Source organism: Testudinibacter sp. P17/SS/0325 (genome assembly GCF_053570765.1).
Window position 1 is genome coordinate 1868095 of record NZ_CM131635.1, and the last position, 18383, is coordinate 1886477.

Genomic DNA, 18383 nt, shown 5'->3' on the forward strand with positions numbered 1-18383 from the left:
GATATTTAATTTAAATAGATAAATCATTTCTTTTTCCCTTATTTTTGAAACAATCGCCATTGCTATTGTTATTGTTATTGTTATTGTTATTGTTATAATGCATGGAATTTATGTTTTTTGTAAATATTACCCATTCAAGTCAAGGTATCTATAACTATGAGAAATAATCACTCATCTAAACGTTTTAAACTCAATTTCTACAGCAAAGCAAGGGGATTTTCACCTAAGTTACTGTTTTTAATAACACCAATCTATTTAACAAATGCTTACGCTTCTGTAGTGCGGCATGATATTGATTACCGTGAATATATTAAGTTCGGCAATAATGCCGGGAAATATGAAGCCGGAGCAACCGATGTAAAAGTGTATAAAAAAGACGGCACATTGAGCACCGGGAATATTGAAGGTGACGGTAAAGACAGCATTCCATTAATGCCGAATTTTTATTCGGTTTCGGATAAAGGGTATGCCACTCCGGTCAGCCATAATATTGTGGTAACAGCGGCACACATGGTAGATATGTACAGCAATGAAAGTTATGGCAAGCGTTTTTATCGCACGGATATATCGCTATTTAAAAATAGTATTACAGAAAATGACGACGATGATCAAAAGGAAAAGAATTATCTGGCATTTATTTTTTCAGATGAGGAAGTTAATAAAAAAAATTACGATTATGGGTATGCCCAAGATTATAATCAAGTTGTCAATATGAAAAATCTTTCCGGTGGTTATGATGCCAGTTATATCCGCACGAAAAAATTAATGTTTGATGTTGAGCCTTATGAACTGAAAGAGTTTAGCGGGATCAATGTCAATGATTTATTAGCGCGAAATGGTGCAGGAGCATTTTCACAAGCAATTCGCCCTTATGAACAAACCGGTAATCCTATTTATAATACCTATACTTATGTACACGGCGGATTAGCGCAAGTAAAAGAAATCAGACCTGAAGCGAAATACAATCTGCAAAGTAACCACCTTTCTTATCAACTATGGCCAGAAGCCAAAAATGCGTTAGATTCGACCAGCCGAGGCGGTGACAGTGGCTCACCGGTTTTTTGGTGGGATAAAGAAAATAAAAAATGGTGGTTATTGGGCGTCAATTCGCGTGCGGGACGTGGCGCGCTAGGGCGTGCCTCCGGTTATGGCAAAGAGGGTATTATGGAATCTTTGCCGAGAATGCAGGCACTTTTAACGGAAATGAATTATAAAAAAGAAGTGGGTGAGGGAAATACAATTACTATCACCACTGCACGAGAAGGCGTTAATAAAGCGGCATATTTTAAAGTATCAGATGGAAACACATTTAAATTATATACAACGCGTTATTATGGCGGAGATCGAACGCTTGATAAAGAAAGCAAAGATTTATATTTAACCAATTCCTCCGGTGGCAGTATCGAATTAAACATTAATGGTGATACAGATATTGGCAGTATTCCAATTTATTTTGAAACCGATGCGAAAATTACCGGAGCGGGAAAATTTGATTTAAGCGGTATGTCGGTTGGCGCAGGAAAAACCGTTACCGCAGAGCTGACATTGGTGCAAGGTACAGATTGGCGCAAAGTAGGAGCAGGCACGCTACGTTTATCTGGAAAATCAGCCGGAAAAGGCAGTGTTGCAATCGGTGACGGAACATTAGAACTGAATACCGACGGTGGTATTGCGGCGGAAAAAATTATGCTTGCAACAGGAAAACCGACGGTTAAATTACTGAAAGACGGACAGTTCAATACAGATAAAATCTATTTTGGCGTGCGGGGCGGTGCGTTAGATTTAAATGGCTATAATGCTGAGTTTGAAAATATTTACCACATGGATCGTGGCGCCAATATTAAAAATGACAATAAAGCGAAAAAATCCGTATTTACCTTTAAACCGACTGAATCAGTTAATTACTTAGGGCAGTTTAATGGCAATTTAGATCTGACATTTAAGCCAAATAATAAAGATACTGTTTGGATATTGCGCGGTGATAGTAAAATTGACGGTGATGTTAAAATTGAAAACGGTACATTCAGCCTGAATGCCGATCGATTGATTTATTCAACAATGGTGAGAAATGGAATTAAAATAGGGACTACGCTTGCGGATTATAATCGCAGAGAATGGCGACCGCATACGTTCCAAGCAAAAAATATTACCGTGGGCAGCGGGGCAACGCTTGGCGTGGGACGCGCCTCGACTCTTATCGCTGAAGAAGTGAAATTTAGTGGCAATAACAAATTTAATATTGAAATTTCTGATTCAGACAGCAAACGCCACGATCCGACTCAAGACGCGATAAAAGGCGATAAATTCTCTGATCCGACATTCCACAATCCTAAAGTGCAGGCTAATTTAACGTTCACCGGCTCAAATAACCAAGTGAAATTTAATATGCCAAAAGATTTCACTGCTACCTTTGAAGGCAGCATGAGCGGTGCGGCGGATATTATTACCCAAGGTGAAGGAAGTGCGGTTTGGAAAAATACCAAACCGACCAATCTCACCACCAAAATATCAGCGAAAACCGCACTTTTAATCGAAAATACAGATAAGTTAAATCTTACATTAAAATCTAATGGGGATAACTTCACTTTAAATAATAAAAAGGAAGCAACATTTAACTTTATGAATGGTGCGACACAATTAACCGATAAAGTGCGGTTAAATCTCGAAAATGGCAGCCATTTGACATTATCGGGATTAGATAACGTAACAAAACGTAATGTAATTATTAATGCAGATATTCAACGCGGTACGCTAGAAAACAGTTATTTTCCAACAATTACCCTTGCCAACGGCGCAACTACATTTAATTTTAAACAGCGTATATTAGATACCAATTTAATTTTAAACGGTGGTGCACTGGGGTTATTTCAACCTTTAACCGTGGCAGGTGATTTTAGTTCAAGCAATAGTGGCAAAATTGATTTTGGTACGATCGATGATATTAAAACAAAATCAGAAAATGGCAGTTATGAACTTAATAATAAATTAACAATTGACGGCTCGGCGAGCGGAGTTGTGACACCGATCTTTACACTTAGCGATACCGTAACGGCGAAATTAGCTAATCCAGTCAATAAGTTGGTCTTTGTAGATTATAAAACCGGGAGTTTGCAATTTGAAAGTGCGGTCAGAACCGCAAAAAACGGCTTGGAATTCGATTTTACATTTGATCGCTCAAACACGTATTTAATGGAAAAAGAGAAAATTGTTACACCCGCTCCAGTGATCGAGACGAAAATTGATTCAACCACTTATGTGCCACTTACTTTGATTGAGCCTGCAAAAATGTGGGAGTCGGTTTCAACCACGGATACCGAAGCAAAAACCGAATTTGATATTGATACGTTAAAAGAGGTTATTGTCGGATCAACCACGGATACCGAAGTAAAAACCGAATTTGATATTGATACGTTAAAAGAGGTTATTGTCGGATCAACCACGGATAGCGAAGCAAAAACCGAATTTGATATTGATACGTTAAAAGAGGTTACTGTCGGTTCAACTATGGAAACAGAAGTAAAACCAACATTAGATCCCGTAACATTAACTGAATTTGTAGTAAATTCGGAAGAGAATAATATTAATGCGGAGGCACTTGACCCGGATAGCCTGAAAGAGCATGAAATTCAATCCACAACCGCAGAAGCTAAACCGACTTTAGATCCGGCGACATTGATAAAGCCTACAACAATCAGCTTAACCGCCAAAACCGCCCCTGAAGTCGGTGAATATCTGACCTTGATCGGCAGTGCGCGCAATGTGTTGAATATCAATTTAAATACGGTGAAAGAAGGTTTCAGCGTACAGTATGAAAACTACGCTGAAAATGATAATTACCGTCATCTGCATAATTTTAACAGCAAAGTGCGCGGCAACGGCGTGGTGTTTAATGCGGTGAAACGGCAGAGGGAGAGCGAATTCGGGCTACAAGCGCGAATGGCAGATTTGAATACCACCACTTCATCGGATAAAGTGCGGTTAAGCTCCAAAACCAAATTGGTTTCTGCGATTGCGCATGCCGGTTATGAGATCGGTGATTTTAAATTCTATGGCGCATTGGGTGTGGCAAAAGCCCGTTTTAAAACCAATATTGATGCCGATAAAGGATTGCAGGCAAATAACCGTAGCATAAACAACAGCTTTAATTCGACAGGCGTTTTTGCCAAAGGCGGCGTGCGTTATCGTCAAACATTTGGCAATATCAGCCTGCGCGAATATGTAGCGTTGTCCTATAATAATTTGGGTTTAGGCACATTCACCGACAGCAACGGCGACAAGGTGCGGGTGAAAGACAGTGCGCCATTCACGGCGGAAGCCGGAATCGGATTGGATTATCAATGGGATAAATGGCAAATCCGCAGCGGCATTGGCGCAAGCTACGATTTGGGCAAGCTGAAAGTGAGCTATGTTGATATTGATCGGGAATATACGCGCGGTTTGGGCAAACTCAAATTGAATCTTGATTTAGGCTTGCAATATCAGTTGATGAATAACCTGTATCTGACCCAAGATACCAAAATTGCGTTGCAATCCAAAGGGTTTAATCACAGTTTGATGAATATTGGCGTGCGGTTTACTTGGTAAGTTGTGCATGTGCAGAAGATCAGATTTGATCTTCTGCCATTAAAATGAAAAGGATTGCGTCCGCAATATCGGATTCAATCCTTCGATTAAATAATCCAAGTTTTTGGGCAGGGCAATATTCCCGTTATTTTTATTTGTTAGCCTTTCAAACTGTCGGTCAAGTGCGGTTGGATTTTGGTTAAAATCTCTTTAGCCACACGCGGCGCCGCCGCAACGAGATTGCCTGAAATCAAATACTGATGACCACCGGCAAAATCGGTCACAATCCCACCGGCTTCACGTACGATCAAATCACCGGCGGCGCAATCCCACGGTTTTAAACCGATTTCAAAATAACCGTCCACACGGTTGGCGGCAACATATGCCAGATCCAATGCGGCAGAGCCGGTACGACGGAAATCGGCGGCGTCCTCAATCAGTGAGCCGATAATGTTCAACTGTACCGGCATATGTTGTTTCGCTTTAAACGGGAAGCCGGTAGCCAGCACCGCACCGGCTAAATCACGGCGGTTTTCCACACGCAGACGGGTTTCATTCAGTTTGGCGCCTTCGCCACGCACCGCGGTGAACAGTTCGTTACGGATTGGGTCATAGACTACGCCCACTTCGGTGCGCCCGTTTTCACGAATCGCAATCGAAACGGCAAAGTGCGGTAGGGTTTTGATAAAATTGGTCGTGCCATCCAGCGGATCGATAATCCATTGTACGTTTTTGTTTTCGCCTTCAATCGCACCGCTTTCTTCGGTGATAATCGTGTGATCAGGATAGGATTTTTTGATCACCTCGATAATTGCCGCTTCCGCCGCTTTATCGACATTGGTTACATAATCATTACTGCGTTTGTTGCTCACTTCCACGCTTTCAGGGCGTTCGTAAGCTTTGGCAATCACATTGCCTGCTTTTCGTGCTGCACGAATAGCAATATTTAACATTGGATTCATAATTCCACCGGATTTTAAAGAACAAATAAATAAAAGGAGTGATTTTGTTATAACACACAAAACTGCGCGAATTATAAAGAATTGTCGCCGAAATTGCGAGGTAAATTTGTTTTTGTCTCATTCGTGATATTCAGGTATGATTGACAACACAAATGACACCATTTATTAGCGAGGTGAAATAATGGAAACCATTCATTTTCGAATTGATGCGCAAACCAAACGGTTGGCTATGCAGGCGGCAAAACGGCAACAGACTGATTTGACCAAATTAATGCGCGAAAGAGCGGAAGAATTGGCGGCGGAAGAGCAAGCATATCAGGCGAACAGCCATGCGCATTGGTTAGAAGCGCAAATCAACGAAGCGATTCAGCGTTACGAAAGCAAACAAACGCAATTATTCGACCAAGCGGCAAGCCAACAAAAAATGCAGCAATTACGCCGCCAATTAATCGGAGCAGCGTAGTGAAGTTATTTTGGGAAGCACAGGCGCAACACGATCGAGAGCAAATTTTCCGCTATTTTTTTGAACACGCCGGTTTAGCATTAGCCGATCAAATCGATGCGAAATTTGAAGAAATGGCAGCATTATTACAGCAAAATCCGCAATTAGGCAAGAAAGTGAAAGAGACTTCCAGTTGTTATCGGAAGTTAATCGTACCGCACTTTCCATTTATTCTGATTTATGCCGTCGAACAGGAAAGCCTGATTATTTTAAGCGTGCTACATAGCGCATGCAAATTAACAAGTAACTATTGATATGACAACTCAAACCTATTTAAACAATATTCGTATCGTGCTGATCGAAACCTCCCACACCGGTAATATCGGTTCGGCGGCGCGGGCGATGAAAACCATGGGCTTGTCGTCGCTGTATTTGGTTGCGCCGAAAACCTTGCCCGATGAACAGGCAATCGCCTTATCCGCCGGGGCGAATGATATTGTGGAAAGTGCGACCGTGGTCGACACTTTTGATCAGGCGGTGGCGGATTGTTCCTTGGTGATTGGCACCAGTGCGCGCAGTCGGCATGTGTCGATTCCGTTGATTGAACCGCGTGCCTGCGGTGAGCAGGCGGTGTTAATGGCGGCAAACGGCGGCAAGGTGGCGATTGTGTTTGGGCGCGAACGGGTCGGTTTAAGCAATGACGAACTACTCAAGTGCGGTTTTCATCTCAACATTCCGGCAAATCCGGATTACTCCTCACTCAACTTGGCGATGGCGGTGCAATTGGTCAGCTACGAAGTGCGCATGGCGATGTTGGCACAGCCAGCCAATCCCACACCAACCGCACTTTCACTCTCGGTTAATGAGAAACCAAGCCAACAAGAGTTGGAATACTTTTTCAAGCAAACCGAACAACTGTATCGTACCTTGGGCTTTATCCAAAATAACGGCGTGATGTCGAAATTGCGCAGTCTGTATGCCCGTGCCGAGCTGCGCAAAAACGAATTGAATATCTTGCAGGGTATGCTCAGCACGTTAAGGAAAAAGTGCGGTTAAAAGCAGAGTCAGGCGAATTATGCGGTGCTTGTTGCTGTGATAGACAAAAACATACAAAAATAGTCAGGTTTAAAGTTGACTAAAATAGTCTGGTATGAAAAAATCACCTCATCAAATTATCGTTGAGGAGCAGATATGAAATTGACATCAAAAGGGCGTTACGCCGTGACAGCCATGCTGGATATTGCGCTCAATTCGCAGCGTGGCGAAATCGAGATGCCGATTACATTAGCCGATATTTCCGAACGTCAGCAAATCTCATTATCTTATTTAGAGCAGTTATTTGCCAAATTGCGCCGTTTCGGCTTGGTGAAAAGTGTGCGTGGTCCCGGCGGTGGTTATCTGTTAGGCATGCCGATTGAAAAAATTGCAATCGGTATGATTATTGCGGCGGTGAATGAAAATATCTCGGCAACCAAATGCAAAGGCAAAGGCAATTGTCAGGGCGGAACGACCTGTTTGACCCATTCGCTGTGGGAGCAGTTAAGCGAAGAGATCGAGGAGTTTCTGAACGGGATTACCATTGCCGATTTAGTTAATAAACAGACTCAGCGCAGTGCGTTGAAAAAGCATTTGGATCAGCAACTATCTTTTCAAGTGGTCAACCGCACTTAATCGGTGCGTTTGATAGTGTTAATTTTTCAGGAGTGAAAATGAAATTACCAATTTATTTGGATTATGCAGCGACTTGTCCGGTGGACGAACGCGTTGCGAAAAAAATGATGGAATTTATGACCTATGACGGCATTTTTGGTAATCCGGCGTCGCGTTCGCACCGTTTCGGCTGGCAAGCGGAAGAAGCGGTTGATATTGCGCGTAACCAAATTGCCGATTTAATCGGGGCGGATTCCAGAGAGATCGTGTTCACTTCCGGCGCGACCGAGTCCGATAACTTGGCGATCAAAGGGGCGGCGCATTTTTACCAAACCAAAGGCAAACATATCATCACTTGCAAAACCGAACATAAAGCGGTGTTAGACACTTGCCGCCAGTTAGAACGCGAAGGCTTTGAAGTGACCTATCTCGAGCCGGAAGCCGACGGTTTGATTGATTTGGCGAAATTGGAAGCGGCAATGCGCGATGACACTATTTTAGTGTCGATTATGCATGTGAATAACGAAATCGGCGTGATCCAAGATATCGAGAAAATCGGTGAATTGTGCCGGGCGAAAAAAGTGCTTTTCCATACTGACGCAACCCAAAGCGTCGGCAAAGTGGAGATTGATCTCAGCAAATTAAACGTGGATTTGATGTCATTCTCCGGTCATAAATTATACGGACCAAAAGGAATCGGCGGTTTATATGTGCGGCGTAAACCACGCGTTCGGATTGAAGCCATGATTCACGGCGGCGGACACGAGCGCGGCATGCGCTCGGGCACATTGCCGGTGCACCAAATCGTTGGTATGGGCGAAGCCTATCGTATCTGCAAAGAAGAAATGGCGAGCGAAATCCCACGGATTAAAGCCCTGCGCGATCGTTTATACAACGGCTTGAAAGACATTGAAGAAGTGCATGTAAACGGTTCATTGGAACAGCGTGTTGCCGGCAATCTGAACATCAGCTTCAACTATGTTGAAGGGGAATCGTTAATGATGGCATTGAGCGATATTGCGGTCTCTTCCGGTTCGGCTTGTACCTCGGCCAGCCTTGAGCCGTCGTATGTCTTGCGTGCGTTGGGCTTGAACGATGAATTGGCGCACAGCTCAATCCGTTTCTCAATCGGGCGTTACACCACCGAAGAAGAAGTGGATTACACTATCGAATTAGTGAAAAAAGCAGTAAGCAAACTGCGTGAACTGTCCCCGTTATGGGATATGTTTAAAGAAGGGATTGATTTGAACACAGTGCAGTGGACTGCCCACTAATCGGTTAACAGGAGAAATAAAATGGCATATAGCGAAAAAGTAATCGATCATTATGAGAACCCGCGTAACGTGGGGGCATTCGATAAAAAAGAACAAAATGTCGGCAGCGGCATGGTGGGCGCACCGGCATGCGGCGACGTAATGCAGTTGCAAATCAAAGTGGATGACAACGGTATTATCGAAGACGCGCGTTTCAAAACCTACGGCTGCGGCTCGGCGATTGCCTCCAGCTCGCTGATTACCGAATGGGTGAAAGGCAAATCGTTAGATGAAGCCGGTTCGATCAAAAACAGCCAAATTGCCGAAGAGTTGGAATTGCCGCCGGTGAAAGTTCACTGTTCAATTTTAGCGGAAGATGCAATCAAAGCGGCGATTGCCGATTATAAAGCGAAAAACAATAAATAATGTTTAACCCTGTTGGACTGCGTGCAACAGGGATTTTCTCTATTTGTTACAGTTGTATATTAAGGATTCACCATGGGTGTCAGTTTAACCGAAAGCGCGGCAAATCGCGTGCGTACTTTTCTTGAAAACCGCGGTAAAGGCTTAGGGTTGCGTTTAGGCGTGAAAACCTCAGGTTGTTCCGGACTTGCGTATGTATTGGAGTTCGTTGATGAGATGAACGAAGACGATCAAGTCTTCGAGCAGCATGGCATTAATGTGATTATCGACAGCAAAAGTTTGGTTTATCTGGACGGGACCGAGTTGGATTTTGTCAAAGAAGGCTTAAACGAAGGCTTTAAATTTGATAATCCGAATAAAAAAGACGAATGTGGTTGCGGCGAAAGCTTTACCGTGTAAAGTGCGGTCAGACTCAGCAAAATCAATAGGATAAACAATGCAAAACCCGTTTGAACTTTTTGGTATCGCAGTCGGTTTTCAGCTGGATACCGCACTTTTATCGCAACGCTATCTCGACTTGCAAAAACAGTACCACCCCGATAATTTTGCCACCGAATCCGCTGCGCAACAGCTTGCAGCGGTGCAGCAGGCGGCGCAGATTAACGGGGCGTATCAAATCCTGAAAAACCCGATTCGCCGTGCCGAAGCGATTTTACAACTGAATTGGACACAGCCGCTGAATCCGGAAGAAACGGTGAAAGACAACGAATTTTTGCTACAACAATTGCTGTTGCGTGAGGATTTGGAAGCCGCCGCTTGTGGTTGCGATGAAGCGGAAATTGCCGCCTTGCGCGACAAAAGCGAAACCCTGCGCCGACAACAATTACAGGCGATTGAAAACGCCATTCAACATGCCGCATGGGCAGAGCTGAAGCAGCAGATTGACCGCTTAAAATTTATTGAAAAACTGCTGCTGGAAGTGGAACAAATCGAAGATCGCTTATACGGCTAATGTTATACTAGCCGCTGTTTGCAATGCTGATAAGCGAATGCATGCCGCATAAAACCGCACTTCGCTTATTGGCTTTTTACTTTTTACTCTATTCAGATAAAACGGAAACCTAACATGGCATTACTTCAAATTGCCGAACCCGGGCAAAGCGCCGCGCCGCACCAACACCGTTTGGCGGTGGGGATTGATCTGGGCACGACCAATTCGCTGTTGGCAACCGTGCGTAACGGCAGCAGTGAAATTTTAGCCGATGTGGACGGCAATGCCCTGATTCCTTCGGTCGTCAATTATGCGCTCAGCACGCCGCTGGTCGGTTGTGCCGCCTTGGCAAGAGCGGTCAGTGAACCGCAGCAAACCGTGATTTCGGTTAAACGCCTGATTGGACGCAGTTTAGCCGATGTGCGGCAGCGTTATCCCAATTTGCCTTATCGCTTTCAAGCAAGCGAAAACGGCTTACCGCTCATCGAAACCGCACAGGGCAATTTCAGTCCGGTGCAAATTTCCGCCGATATTCTTAGAAAACTCAATCATTTGGCGGAAGCCCGTTTGGGCGGCGAACTGTCGGGCGCGGTGATTACCGTGCCGGCGTATTTTGACGACGCACAACGCCAATCGACCAAAGACGCGGCGCGTTTGGCCGGACTGCAAGTGTTGCGTTTGCTAAACGAACCGACTGCGGCGGCGATTGCCTACGGTTTGGATTCCGGACAAGAGGGCGTGATTGCGGTCTATGATTTGGGCGGCGGCACCTTTGATATTTCGATTTTGCGTCTGTCCAAAGGCGTGTTCGAAGTGCTCGCCACCGGTGGCGACACCGCACTTGGCGGCGATGATTTCGATCATCTGCTGGCGGGCTGGATCGAACAACAATCGGGCATTGCTGCCGCCAATAGCATTGAACGCCGTCAGCTATTGGAAACCGCCATTGCGACTAAAGTACAATTAAGCGTGGAAAGTGCGGTGCCAGTGCAGTTCAAAGATTGGCAGGGCGAAATCAACCGTGCGCAGTTTGATCAGTTAATTCAACCGTTGGTGAAACGTTCATTAATGGCGTGCCGCCGCGTGTTGAAAGACGCACAAGTCAGCCCGGAAGAGGTGTTGCAGGTGGTGATGGTCGGCGGTTCGACCCGAGTACCGTTAATCCGCGAACAAGTGGGCGAATTTTTCGGTAAAACGCCGTTGACCTCGATCGACCCGGATAAAGTGGTGGCGTTAGGCGCAGCGATTCAAGCGGATATTTTGGTCGGCAATAAAGCCGATACCGATATGTTATTGCTCGATGTGACGCCGTTATCCTTAGGGATTGAAACCATGGGCGGGTTGGTGGAAAAAATCATTCCACGCAACACTACTATTCCGGCGGCGCGTGCGCAAGAGTTTACCACCTTCAAAGACGGACAAACCGCGATGACAGTGCATATTGTGCAGGGCGAACGCGAAATGGTGGCGGACTGCCGCTCACTTGCCCGTTTCACCCTGCGCGGCATTCCGCCGATGGTCGCCGGGGCGGCGCATATTCGCGTGACCTATCAAGTCGATGCCGACGGTTTGCTCAGCGTCACGGCAATGGAAAAATCGACCAAAGTGCAAGCCTCGATTCAGGTGAAACCGTCTTACGGTTTAAGTGATGATGAAATTCGCAATATGATCCACGCTTCGATTGAAAATGCGGAACAGGATATGCAGGCGCGCCGTTTGGCGGAACAGCAAGTGGAAGCCAAACGGGTGATTGAAGGCGTAGAAGAGGCATTAAAATTAGATCGCGAATTATTAAATACGCAAGAATTGGGCGCAATCACCGCGCAAATCGAGCAGTTGCGCGCCTTAATCAGCGGCACAGACAGCGACGCGATTAAACACGGAATTAAACAACTTGATGTGGTCACCCGCGAATTTGCCGCGCGCCGTATGGATAAATCGGTGCGCAGCGTGCTGCAAGGGCACAGTATCAGCGAAATTGAAAACAGTTAAAAACGAATTTACAAGGATTTAGATATGCCAAAGTTAATTTTTCTCCCGAATGAAACCTATTGCCCGGAAGGCATGGTGGTTGACGCCGCCAAAGGCGAAAGTATTTTAGATGCGGCGCTGAACGCCGGTATCGAAATCGATCACGCCTGCGAAAAATCCTGTGCCTGCACCACTTGCCATGTGGTGGTGCGCGAAGGTTTCGACTCCCTCAATGAAAGCAGCGATTTGGAAGAAGATATGTTGGATAAAGCTTGGGGCTTGGAAATGGAAAGCCGTTTAAGCTGCCAAGCGGTGGTGGGCGACGAAGATCTGGTGATCGACATTCCACGTTACACCATCAACCACGCCCGCGAAGATCATTAGTCAAGCAGAGGAATAAGCATATGAAGTGGCAAGATTCGCAACAAATCGCTTGGGCGTTATACGATCGCTATCCTGATGTCGATCCTAAAACCGTCCGTTTCACCGATATGCACGCTTGGATTTGCAATCTGCACGGTTTCGACGACGACCCGCAAAAATCAAATGAAAAAATTCTGGAAGCGATTTTATTGCATTGGCTGGATGAATTTGAGGATTAAGCGGGATTTCGGAAGAATGAAGTGCGGTAGTTGGACGGTTTAATGAAAGGACCGGCTACCGCACTTTTTTAGTTGTTTTATATTTCAACCACTTTGCGCATTTTCGCACTTTCAAAGCATTTTTCTAATAACATTAATACGTTTCGTGCTTGTTCCGCGGTTACAACCAACGGTTCGTTTGTGGTGATCGCGGCATAAATGTTGTCGTAATAAGCGGCATAACTTGCCGCCGGGGATTCGATTTTGCCTTGGAAATGCACGCCGTTAAGCTCGGTATTGAGCGTTCCCCATTGGCTTTCATTTTCCACGTTCCAGTTGCCAACGGGCAAAATCCCCTGTGCTAATTGCGATTCTTGGATATCGGCGACATATTTTAGATAAGAGCCGTTCCGCCCATGTAACGCAATATGCGGACCTTTCTCGCGCGCATATTTTGTGGCGCCGAGTTCTACCTTCAGATTGGGATAATATAGGTAGATTTGAAAATTATCATCGCTTAGCGCGTTTTCATGTTGGTAGCGAATATCGGCAAACAGGGCTTGCGGCATACCTAACAGATCCACGGCATGATCGACTAGATGGACGCCTAAGTCATATACCAAGCCGACGCCTTTTTCACCGGTTTCTTTCCAAACCTTCGGATTTTTATTCGCGCTGTAGCGGTCGAACCGCACTTGATAATCAACAATATCGCCGATGAGCCGGTTATCAATAATCTTTTTCACCGCCAAAAAGCCGCTGTCCCAACGGCGATTTTGATAAGGTGAAAGGATCACGCCTTGCTGTTGTGCCAGTTGATCCAGTTCCGCCGCTTCAAATGCGGTTACCGCAATCGGCTTTTCCAATACCACGTGTTTGCCGGCGGCAATCGCTTGTTTGGCAAAGTCGTAGTGGGTTAAGTTCGGGGTGCAGATCACAATCAAATCAATCTCGTCACTCAGCAGCTCGGAAAATTGATGTACCACGTCCACATCCGGGATTTTTTGCTTGGATTTTTCGCCGCTGCGCTCAAACACTTTTTTGATCTGAAAGTGCGGATCGATTAATAAAAACGGCACATGGAACACCTGCGCCGACATGCCAAAACCGGCGATACCGACATTAATCACCTTAGTCATTTTTCACCTCGTTATTTAATCCGTTCTAAATGTTGTAATAAATCTGCCGTCGGAATGCGCTGAATTTTACGCAAACGCAGCAGGAGAAAAACCGATGCAAAGGTCAGGCTCAGCACGAAGCCGATCCAGAACCCTTCCGCCGCCAGCGCCGGCACGATCCAATCGGTGAGACCGGTGATATAACCCACCGGCATACCAATCATCCAGTAGCATAGTAGCGAAATAATTAAAATCGCCTTGGTGTCTTTATAGGCGCGCAGCGCACCGCCGGCAATGACTTGAATACTGTCCGGAATTTGGTAAGCTGCGGCAAACAATAAGAGGAATGACGCCATGGCAATAACTTGCTGATCAGTAACAAAAATTTGTGCGATTTGCGTGCGGAACAGTAACGTGAGAATGGCGGTTATCATTGCCACAACCAAACCTAAGCCCAGCGCACTAAAGCTGACTTGTTTTGCGCCCTCGATATTTTGTTCGCCCAAACGTTGTCCGACCAAAATCGTGGTTGCCATGGAAATCGAGAGCGGCAACATAAAGATAAACGAGCTGGTCTGTAAGGTGATTTGGTGGCTGGCAACCACATTTGCGCCCAATGGTGAAATCAGCAGCGACACAATGGTAAACAGCGTGACTTCGGCGCATAGGGTCAAGGCAATCGGCACGCCGAGATTGAGCAGTTTGCGTTGGGTATTCCAATCGGGTTTTTCAAATAATTTGGGAAACAGGCGCAGATCGCGTTGGTTTTTAGCGCGATAACAGTAGATCAAAATCATCACCATCATCAGCCAATTCACGATTGCCGTAGCAATGCCACAACCGACCGCACCGAATGCCGGAATACCGAATTTACCGTAAATAAAGATATAATTCAGCGGAATATTCAGCAATAAACCGATAAAGCCGATCACCATTGCCGGTTTGGTTTTTGCCAAGCCATCATTCAAGCCGCGAAAGTTGATCATCAATAAATAAGGCAAGATCCCAAACGCCATTGCTTGCAGATACTGGCTGGCAATGTCGGCGAGCCGCTGCTCCATGCCCATAAAATTGACAATGAAATGGCTGTTATAAATCAAGGCAAAGAGCGGTATTGTGATCAGCAACACAATCCAAATCCCTTGCCGCACTTGGTGCGCAATCCGTTTGCGTTGTCCCGAGCCATTGAGATAAGCGATTGTCGGCGGCAGTGCGAGTAGCAAGCCTTGCCCGAACAAGACTAACGGAAACCAAATCGACGCGCCAATCGAAATTGCCGCCATGTCCGCCGCACTGACACGACCCGCCATAATCGCATCAATCATGCCCATCGAACTTTGCGCGATTTGTGCGACCAAAATCGGTGCGGCAATTTTGATTAATTGGCGCATTTCTAAGCGGTGCTGCGGATCAGTGATAAATTTGAACATAAAGATATTTCTGCTTAATTGGAAAGAAAAGAGCTATAATCTGTGCCGATAAAAATAAACATTATGAGGAAAAGATTATGTTTACCGGCATTATACAGGGTAAAGCCCGAATTGAATCGATCGAAGCAAAAAAAGATTTTAAAACCCATGTTATCAGAATGCCGCCGGATTTGTTGGATGATCTGAAACCGGGCGCGTCGATTGCGCATAACGGTGTGTGTTTGACCGTGACCGAAATTAACGGGGATTTGCTGAGCTTTGATTTAATGCAAGAAACGCTGCGCATTACCAATCTGGGAGAATTACAGGTCGGTGACGAAATCAATGTCGAACGCGCAATGAAAATGAGTGACGAAATCGGCGGACACCTGTTGTCGGGGCATGTTTACAGCATGGCGCTGATCGACGAGATTATTGAAACGGAAAATAACTGTCAAATCTGGTTCAGTCTGCTGCAACCGCACTTGATCAAATATATTCTCACCAAAGGCTATATTGCGATTGATGGTATCAGCTTAACCATTGGGGCAGTCGAAAACGGGCGTTTTTGTGTGAATTTGATTCCGGAAACCTTGCAACGCACGATTATCGGGCAGAAAAAAATCGGCGGTAAAGTCAATCTTGAAATCGACTCGCAAACCCAAGCGTTGGTGGATACGGTGGAGCGGTATTTGGGGGAAAGAGGGTTGTAAGTCAGATAAAAAAGCGCAGCTATGCGCTCCAGGCTGATGACAAAGTCTCTTGCTCGAATCATTTCCCTCCCTCCGTATACGGAGGGAGGTGTCCGAAGGACGGAGGGAGGCATAAAGAATGTTAAAACTGAATATGTTGCATTTTCATATTCCCCCTCTCTCCCCATTTTTCTTGCGAAAAACGGTACTCCCTCCGCATGCGGAGGGAGAGAAGTCAGTTTGTCAGCAATCTCAAGCGCAGCTATGTGCTTCTTTTATGCGCCTAGTCTGCGTAAAATGCGTTGTATTGAAATCCTTTTGTATTGACTTTTACCCGATACAAACCGTTACTGGCGGTGATAAACAACTCGTTTTGCGCTTTTCCGCCTAAGGTGCAATTGGATACGGTTTTGTTAAGCGTAATTTTGGCAATGATTTTACCATCAGGCGTGATAATCAAAATTCCGTCATCGCAGCTGCAATAAATCAAGCCGCTTTCATCAACACAAAAACCGTCGGGAATGCCGGGCGTAATTTCACAGATCGTGCGGCGATTGTGTAAGCGCATACCATCGACATCAAACGCGACCAGATGATGTAAACCGTCTTGGAATTCGACAGCCGACATATCGGCAACATACAAAATTTTTTCATCGGGAGAGAAGAAGAGTCCGTTAGGGCGCATGGTATTGAAGCTGGCTAACCGCACTTTTTGATCTGTAGGATCATAGCAATAGACATAGCAGCCGATGATTTCACTTGCCGCCTGATATCCCTCATTATTACTGAGAATACCGTATGGCGGATCGGTAAACCAAACCGTGCCGTCGGATTTTACCACCAGATCATTCGGTGAATTAAAGTGCCGCCCATCATAGCGATCAACCAGCATGCTGACATTACCCTGTTGATCGGTGTGGCTGATTCCCCTGGCGCCGTGTTGGCAGGTGATCAGCGAACCGTCAGGCAATAACGCGTTGCCATTGGCGAAATCGGACGGTGCACGGAAAACCGACGTTCCTTCTGTTTCCGACCATTTGAACATTCGGTTGCCCTTAACGTCACTGAAAACAACACTATTTTCATGCGGCAGCCAAACCGGCCCTTCCGCCCAAGTCGCCTCAGAGAACAGGCAATCGATTTGTGTTTGCCGATCGAACAAGTCAGAAAATCGGGAATCATAAACTTCAATATTCATAATACCTACCTACTAGATTAAATAGGGAGAGTATTCCTCCCCCGATTTGATTTAGTTAATGCCCCAGATTTTTTTATAGGCATTTTGATAGCCGTTTTGCGGGTCATACATATTTTTATCGCCGCCATCGTAGGCAATATTGTCTTTAGTGACCAAATGTACCGGCGTGACATAGTTAGATGGTTTCTCACCGGAGAAGGCGCGGTTCAATTCATCAACTAACTGCCAGCCATGCAGATTCAATGGTTCGGGCACTGTTGCAATTTGGTGCTCTCCGGCACGGATTCGTTGATAGGCGGTAACCGAACCATCGCCGGCGGAAATGTTATAAGGTGCGGCGTCACCTTTAATGCCGGCCGTGCGGAGTGATGGCGTCATAAAGTCAAAATAGAGATCGTTGATCGCCAAGGTGTATTGGAAATTATCTTGGTATTTTTGCAAGGTACTGAAGGTTAGCCCCGGCATACGGCTTGAGGTATCGGCAAGCGGCGTATCGATAAATTCCAATACCTTGCATTCTTTACATTGTTCGATAGTCTCTTTCATGACATTGGCCTTGCGCAATGCAATTTCATAGAGGGAATCAGTTAAGATCACGGCTTGTGCTTTACCGTCTGATTTCGCCACGGCAAGCAATGCCGAGAGGCGTGCAATTTCATCAGAATCGGAAGTCACATTATAAAAGATGTTATATTTCTCAATCGGACCCGGTTGTGGGGTGGCATGCCATGCAATTAAGGTAATATTTTGCTCATTGGCTTTTTTCAACGGATTGCGGGCGACATTCGGATTCCAGCCGCCGATAACAATTGCGTCTGGTTTTTTGGCAATGGCTTGATTTAACGAAGCTAATTGATTATTAACCGAACCGGCGCCATCCAACACATCAAGCGACCAACCTGCAACATCAGCGGCTTCTTTCATACCGTCCAGTACGCCAAGCACACCGCCGTTCTTCATATCGGAAGCGATAAAGATGACACGTTTGTCTTTTTGTAATGCCGGACCGGTTGTCGGGCCGTCCCACTGTGTTTGCGGCGCTGTCGCAGCTTCTACAATTTGTTTCGCCTGAGTAACGAAAGCGTCTTTTGTTGCAGAGGCACTGGCAAATTGACTGACGGTAAGCAAGCCGCCGGCAAGGGTGGCAATCAGCATTTTTTGAAAAAGAGTTTTCATAACGTTTTCCTCGT

At 45.6% G+C, this 18383-nt stretch carries 18 protein-coding genes; 13 read left to right on the top strand and 5 right to left on the bottom strand.

The window, feature by feature from the left end:
* Positions 1-156: 156 nt before the first annotated feature.
* Positions 157-4584: a S6 family peptidase gene (locus ACWA50_RS08845; protein WP_431051705.1), complete on the top strand. Its 4428-nt coding sequence runs from the start codon at positions 157-159 to the stop codon at positions 4582-4584.
* A 137-nt stretch (positions 4585-4721) separates the two neighbouring features.
* Here the strand turns inward: ACWA50_RS08845 and suhB are convergent, their stop codons facing one another.
* Positions 4722-5525, bottom strand: a complete 804-nt coding sequence (gene suhB, locus ACWA50_RS08850) for an inositol-1-monophosphatase (RefSeq protein ID WP_431051707.1) — start codon at positions 5523-5525, stop codon at positions 4722-4724.
* Between the two features lie 181 nt (positions 5526-5706).
* Here suhB and ACWA50_RS08855 point away from each other — a divergent pair, with 181 nt between their 5' ends.
* The 11 genes from ACWA50_RS08855 (at position 5707) to iscX (ending at position 12797) form a co-directional block, all read left to right on the top strand.
* Complete coding sequence (locus ACWA50_RS08855) at positions 5707-5988, top strand: hypothetical protein (protein WP_431051709.1); 282 nt, start codon at positions 5707-5709, stop codon at positions 5986-5988.
* On the top strand, positions 5988-6281 hold the full coding sequence (locus tag ACWA50_RS08860) for a type II toxin-antitoxin system RelE/ParE family toxin (protein ID WP_431051711.1): 294 nt from the start codon (positions 5988-5990) through the stop codon (positions 6279-6281). Before ACWA50_RS08855 ends, ACWA50_RS08860 begins: the two co-directional genes overlap by 1 nt.
* Before the next feature lies 1 nt (position 6282).
* Positions 6283-7023, top strand: a complete 741-nt coding sequence (trmJ, locus tag ACWA50_RS08865) for a tRNA (cytosine(32)/uridine(32)-2'-O)-methyltransferase TrmJ (RefSeq protein WP_431051713.1) — start codon at positions 6283-6285, stop codon at positions 7021-7023.
* 135 nt (positions 7024-7158) lie between these two features.
* Complete coding sequence (gene iscR, locus ACWA50_RS08870) at positions 7159-7638, top strand: Fe-S cluster assembly transcriptional regulator IscR (protein ID WP_431051715.1); 480 nt, start codon at positions 7159-7161, stop codon at positions 7636-7638.
* Positions 7639-7676: 38 nt separating this feature from the next.
* Positions 7677-8891 (top strand): IscS subfamily cysteine desulfurase, encoded by a 1215-nt coding sequence (locus ACWA50_RS08875; RefSeq protein ID WP_431051717.1) that lies wholly within the window; start codon positions 7677-7679, stop codon positions 8889-8891.
* Positions 8892-8912: 21 nt separating this feature from the next.
* The gene (iscU, locus tag ACWA50_RS08880) at positions 8913-9296 is read left to right on the top strand and encodes a Fe-S cluster assembly scaffold IscU (RefSeq protein ID WP_034613831.1); all 384 of its coding nucleotides are present in this window, start codon (positions 8913-8915) and stop codon (positions 9294-9296) included.
* Positions 9297-9368: 72 nt separating this feature from the next.
* Positions 9369-9692 (top strand): iron-sulfur cluster assembly protein IscA, encoded by a 324-nt coding sequence (iscA, locus tag ACWA50_RS08885; RefSeq protein ID WP_431051719.1) that lies wholly within the window; start codon positions 9369-9371, stop codon positions 9690-9692.
* Between the two features lie 37 nt (positions 9693-9729).
* Positions 9730-10245 carry a Fe-S protein assembly co-chaperone HscB gene (gene hscB / locus ACWA50_RS08890; RefSeq protein ID WP_431051721.1) on the top strand — a complete coding sequence of 172 codons (516 nt, stop codon included), beginning with the start codon at positions 9730-9732 and terminating at the stop codon, positions 10243-10245.
* Positions 10246-10359: 114 nt separating this feature from the next.
* Positions 10360-12216 carry a Fe-S protein assembly chaperone HscA gene (gene hscA / locus ACWA50_RS08895; protein ID WP_431051723.1) on the top strand — a complete coding sequence of 619 codons (1857 nt, stop codon included), beginning with the start codon at positions 10360-10362 and terminating at the stop codon, positions 12214-12216.
* A gap of 24 nt (positions 12217-12240) precedes the next feature.
* Positions 12241-12579 carry an ISC system 2Fe-2S type ferredoxin gene (gene fdx, locus ACWA50_RS08900; RefSeq protein ID WP_431051725.1) on the top strand — a complete coding sequence of 113 codons (339 nt, stop codon included), beginning with the start codon at positions 12241-12243 and terminating at the stop codon, positions 12577-12579.
* Positions 12580-12599: 20 nt separating this feature from the next.
* The gene (gene iscX / locus ACWA50_RS08905) at positions 12600-12797 is read left to right on the top strand and encodes a Fe-S cluster assembly protein IscX (protein ID WP_431051727.1); all 198 of its coding nucleotides are present in this window, start codon (positions 12600-12602) and stop codon (positions 12795-12797) included.
* Positions 12798-12874: 77 nt separating this feature from the next.
* Here the strand turns inward: iscX and ACWA50_RS08910 are convergent, their stop codons facing one another.
* Both ACWA50_RS08910 and ACWA50_RS08915 read right to left on the bottom strand, forming a co-directional pair.
* Positions 12875-13915: a Gfo/Idh/MocA family oxidoreductase gene (locus tag ACWA50_RS08910; RefSeq protein ID WP_431051729.1), complete on the bottom strand. Its 1041-nt coding sequence runs from the start codon at positions 13913-13915 to the stop codon at positions 12875-12877.
* An 11-nt stretch (positions 13916-13926) separates the two neighbouring features.
* Complete coding sequence (locus ACWA50_RS08915) at positions 13927-15324, bottom strand: MATE family efflux transporter (protein WP_431051732.1); 1398 nt, start codon at positions 15322-15324, stop codon at positions 13927-13929.
* A 77-nt stretch (positions 15325-15401) separates the two neighbouring features.
* On the opposite strand from ACWA50_RS08915, the gene ACWA50_RS08920 reads away from it, so the two are divergent.
* Positions 15402-16016, top strand: coding sequence for a riboflavin synthase subunit alpha (locus tag ACWA50_RS08920; protein WP_431051734.1), 615 nt, complete (start codon positions 15402-15404; stop codon positions 16014-16016).
* Positions 16017-16278: 262 nt separating this feature from the next.
* Here the strand turns inward: ACWA50_RS08920 and ACWA50_RS08925 are convergent, their stop codons facing one another.
* Together ACWA50_RS08925 and ACWA50_RS08930 are read right to left on the bottom strand one after the other, a co-directional pair.
* Positions 16279-17193: an SMP-30/gluconolactonase/LRE family protein gene (locus ACWA50_RS08925; RefSeq protein WP_431051736.1), complete on the bottom strand. Its 915-nt coding sequence runs from the start codon at positions 17191-17193 to the stop codon at positions 16279-16281.
* 51 nt (positions 17194-17244) lie between these two features.
* A complete protein-coding gene (locus ACWA50_RS08930; protein ID WP_431054326.1) occupies positions 17245-18348 on the bottom strand; it encodes an ABC transporter substrate-binding protein in 1104 nt (367 codons plus the stop codon).
* Positions 18349-18383 lie beyond the last annotated feature (35 nt).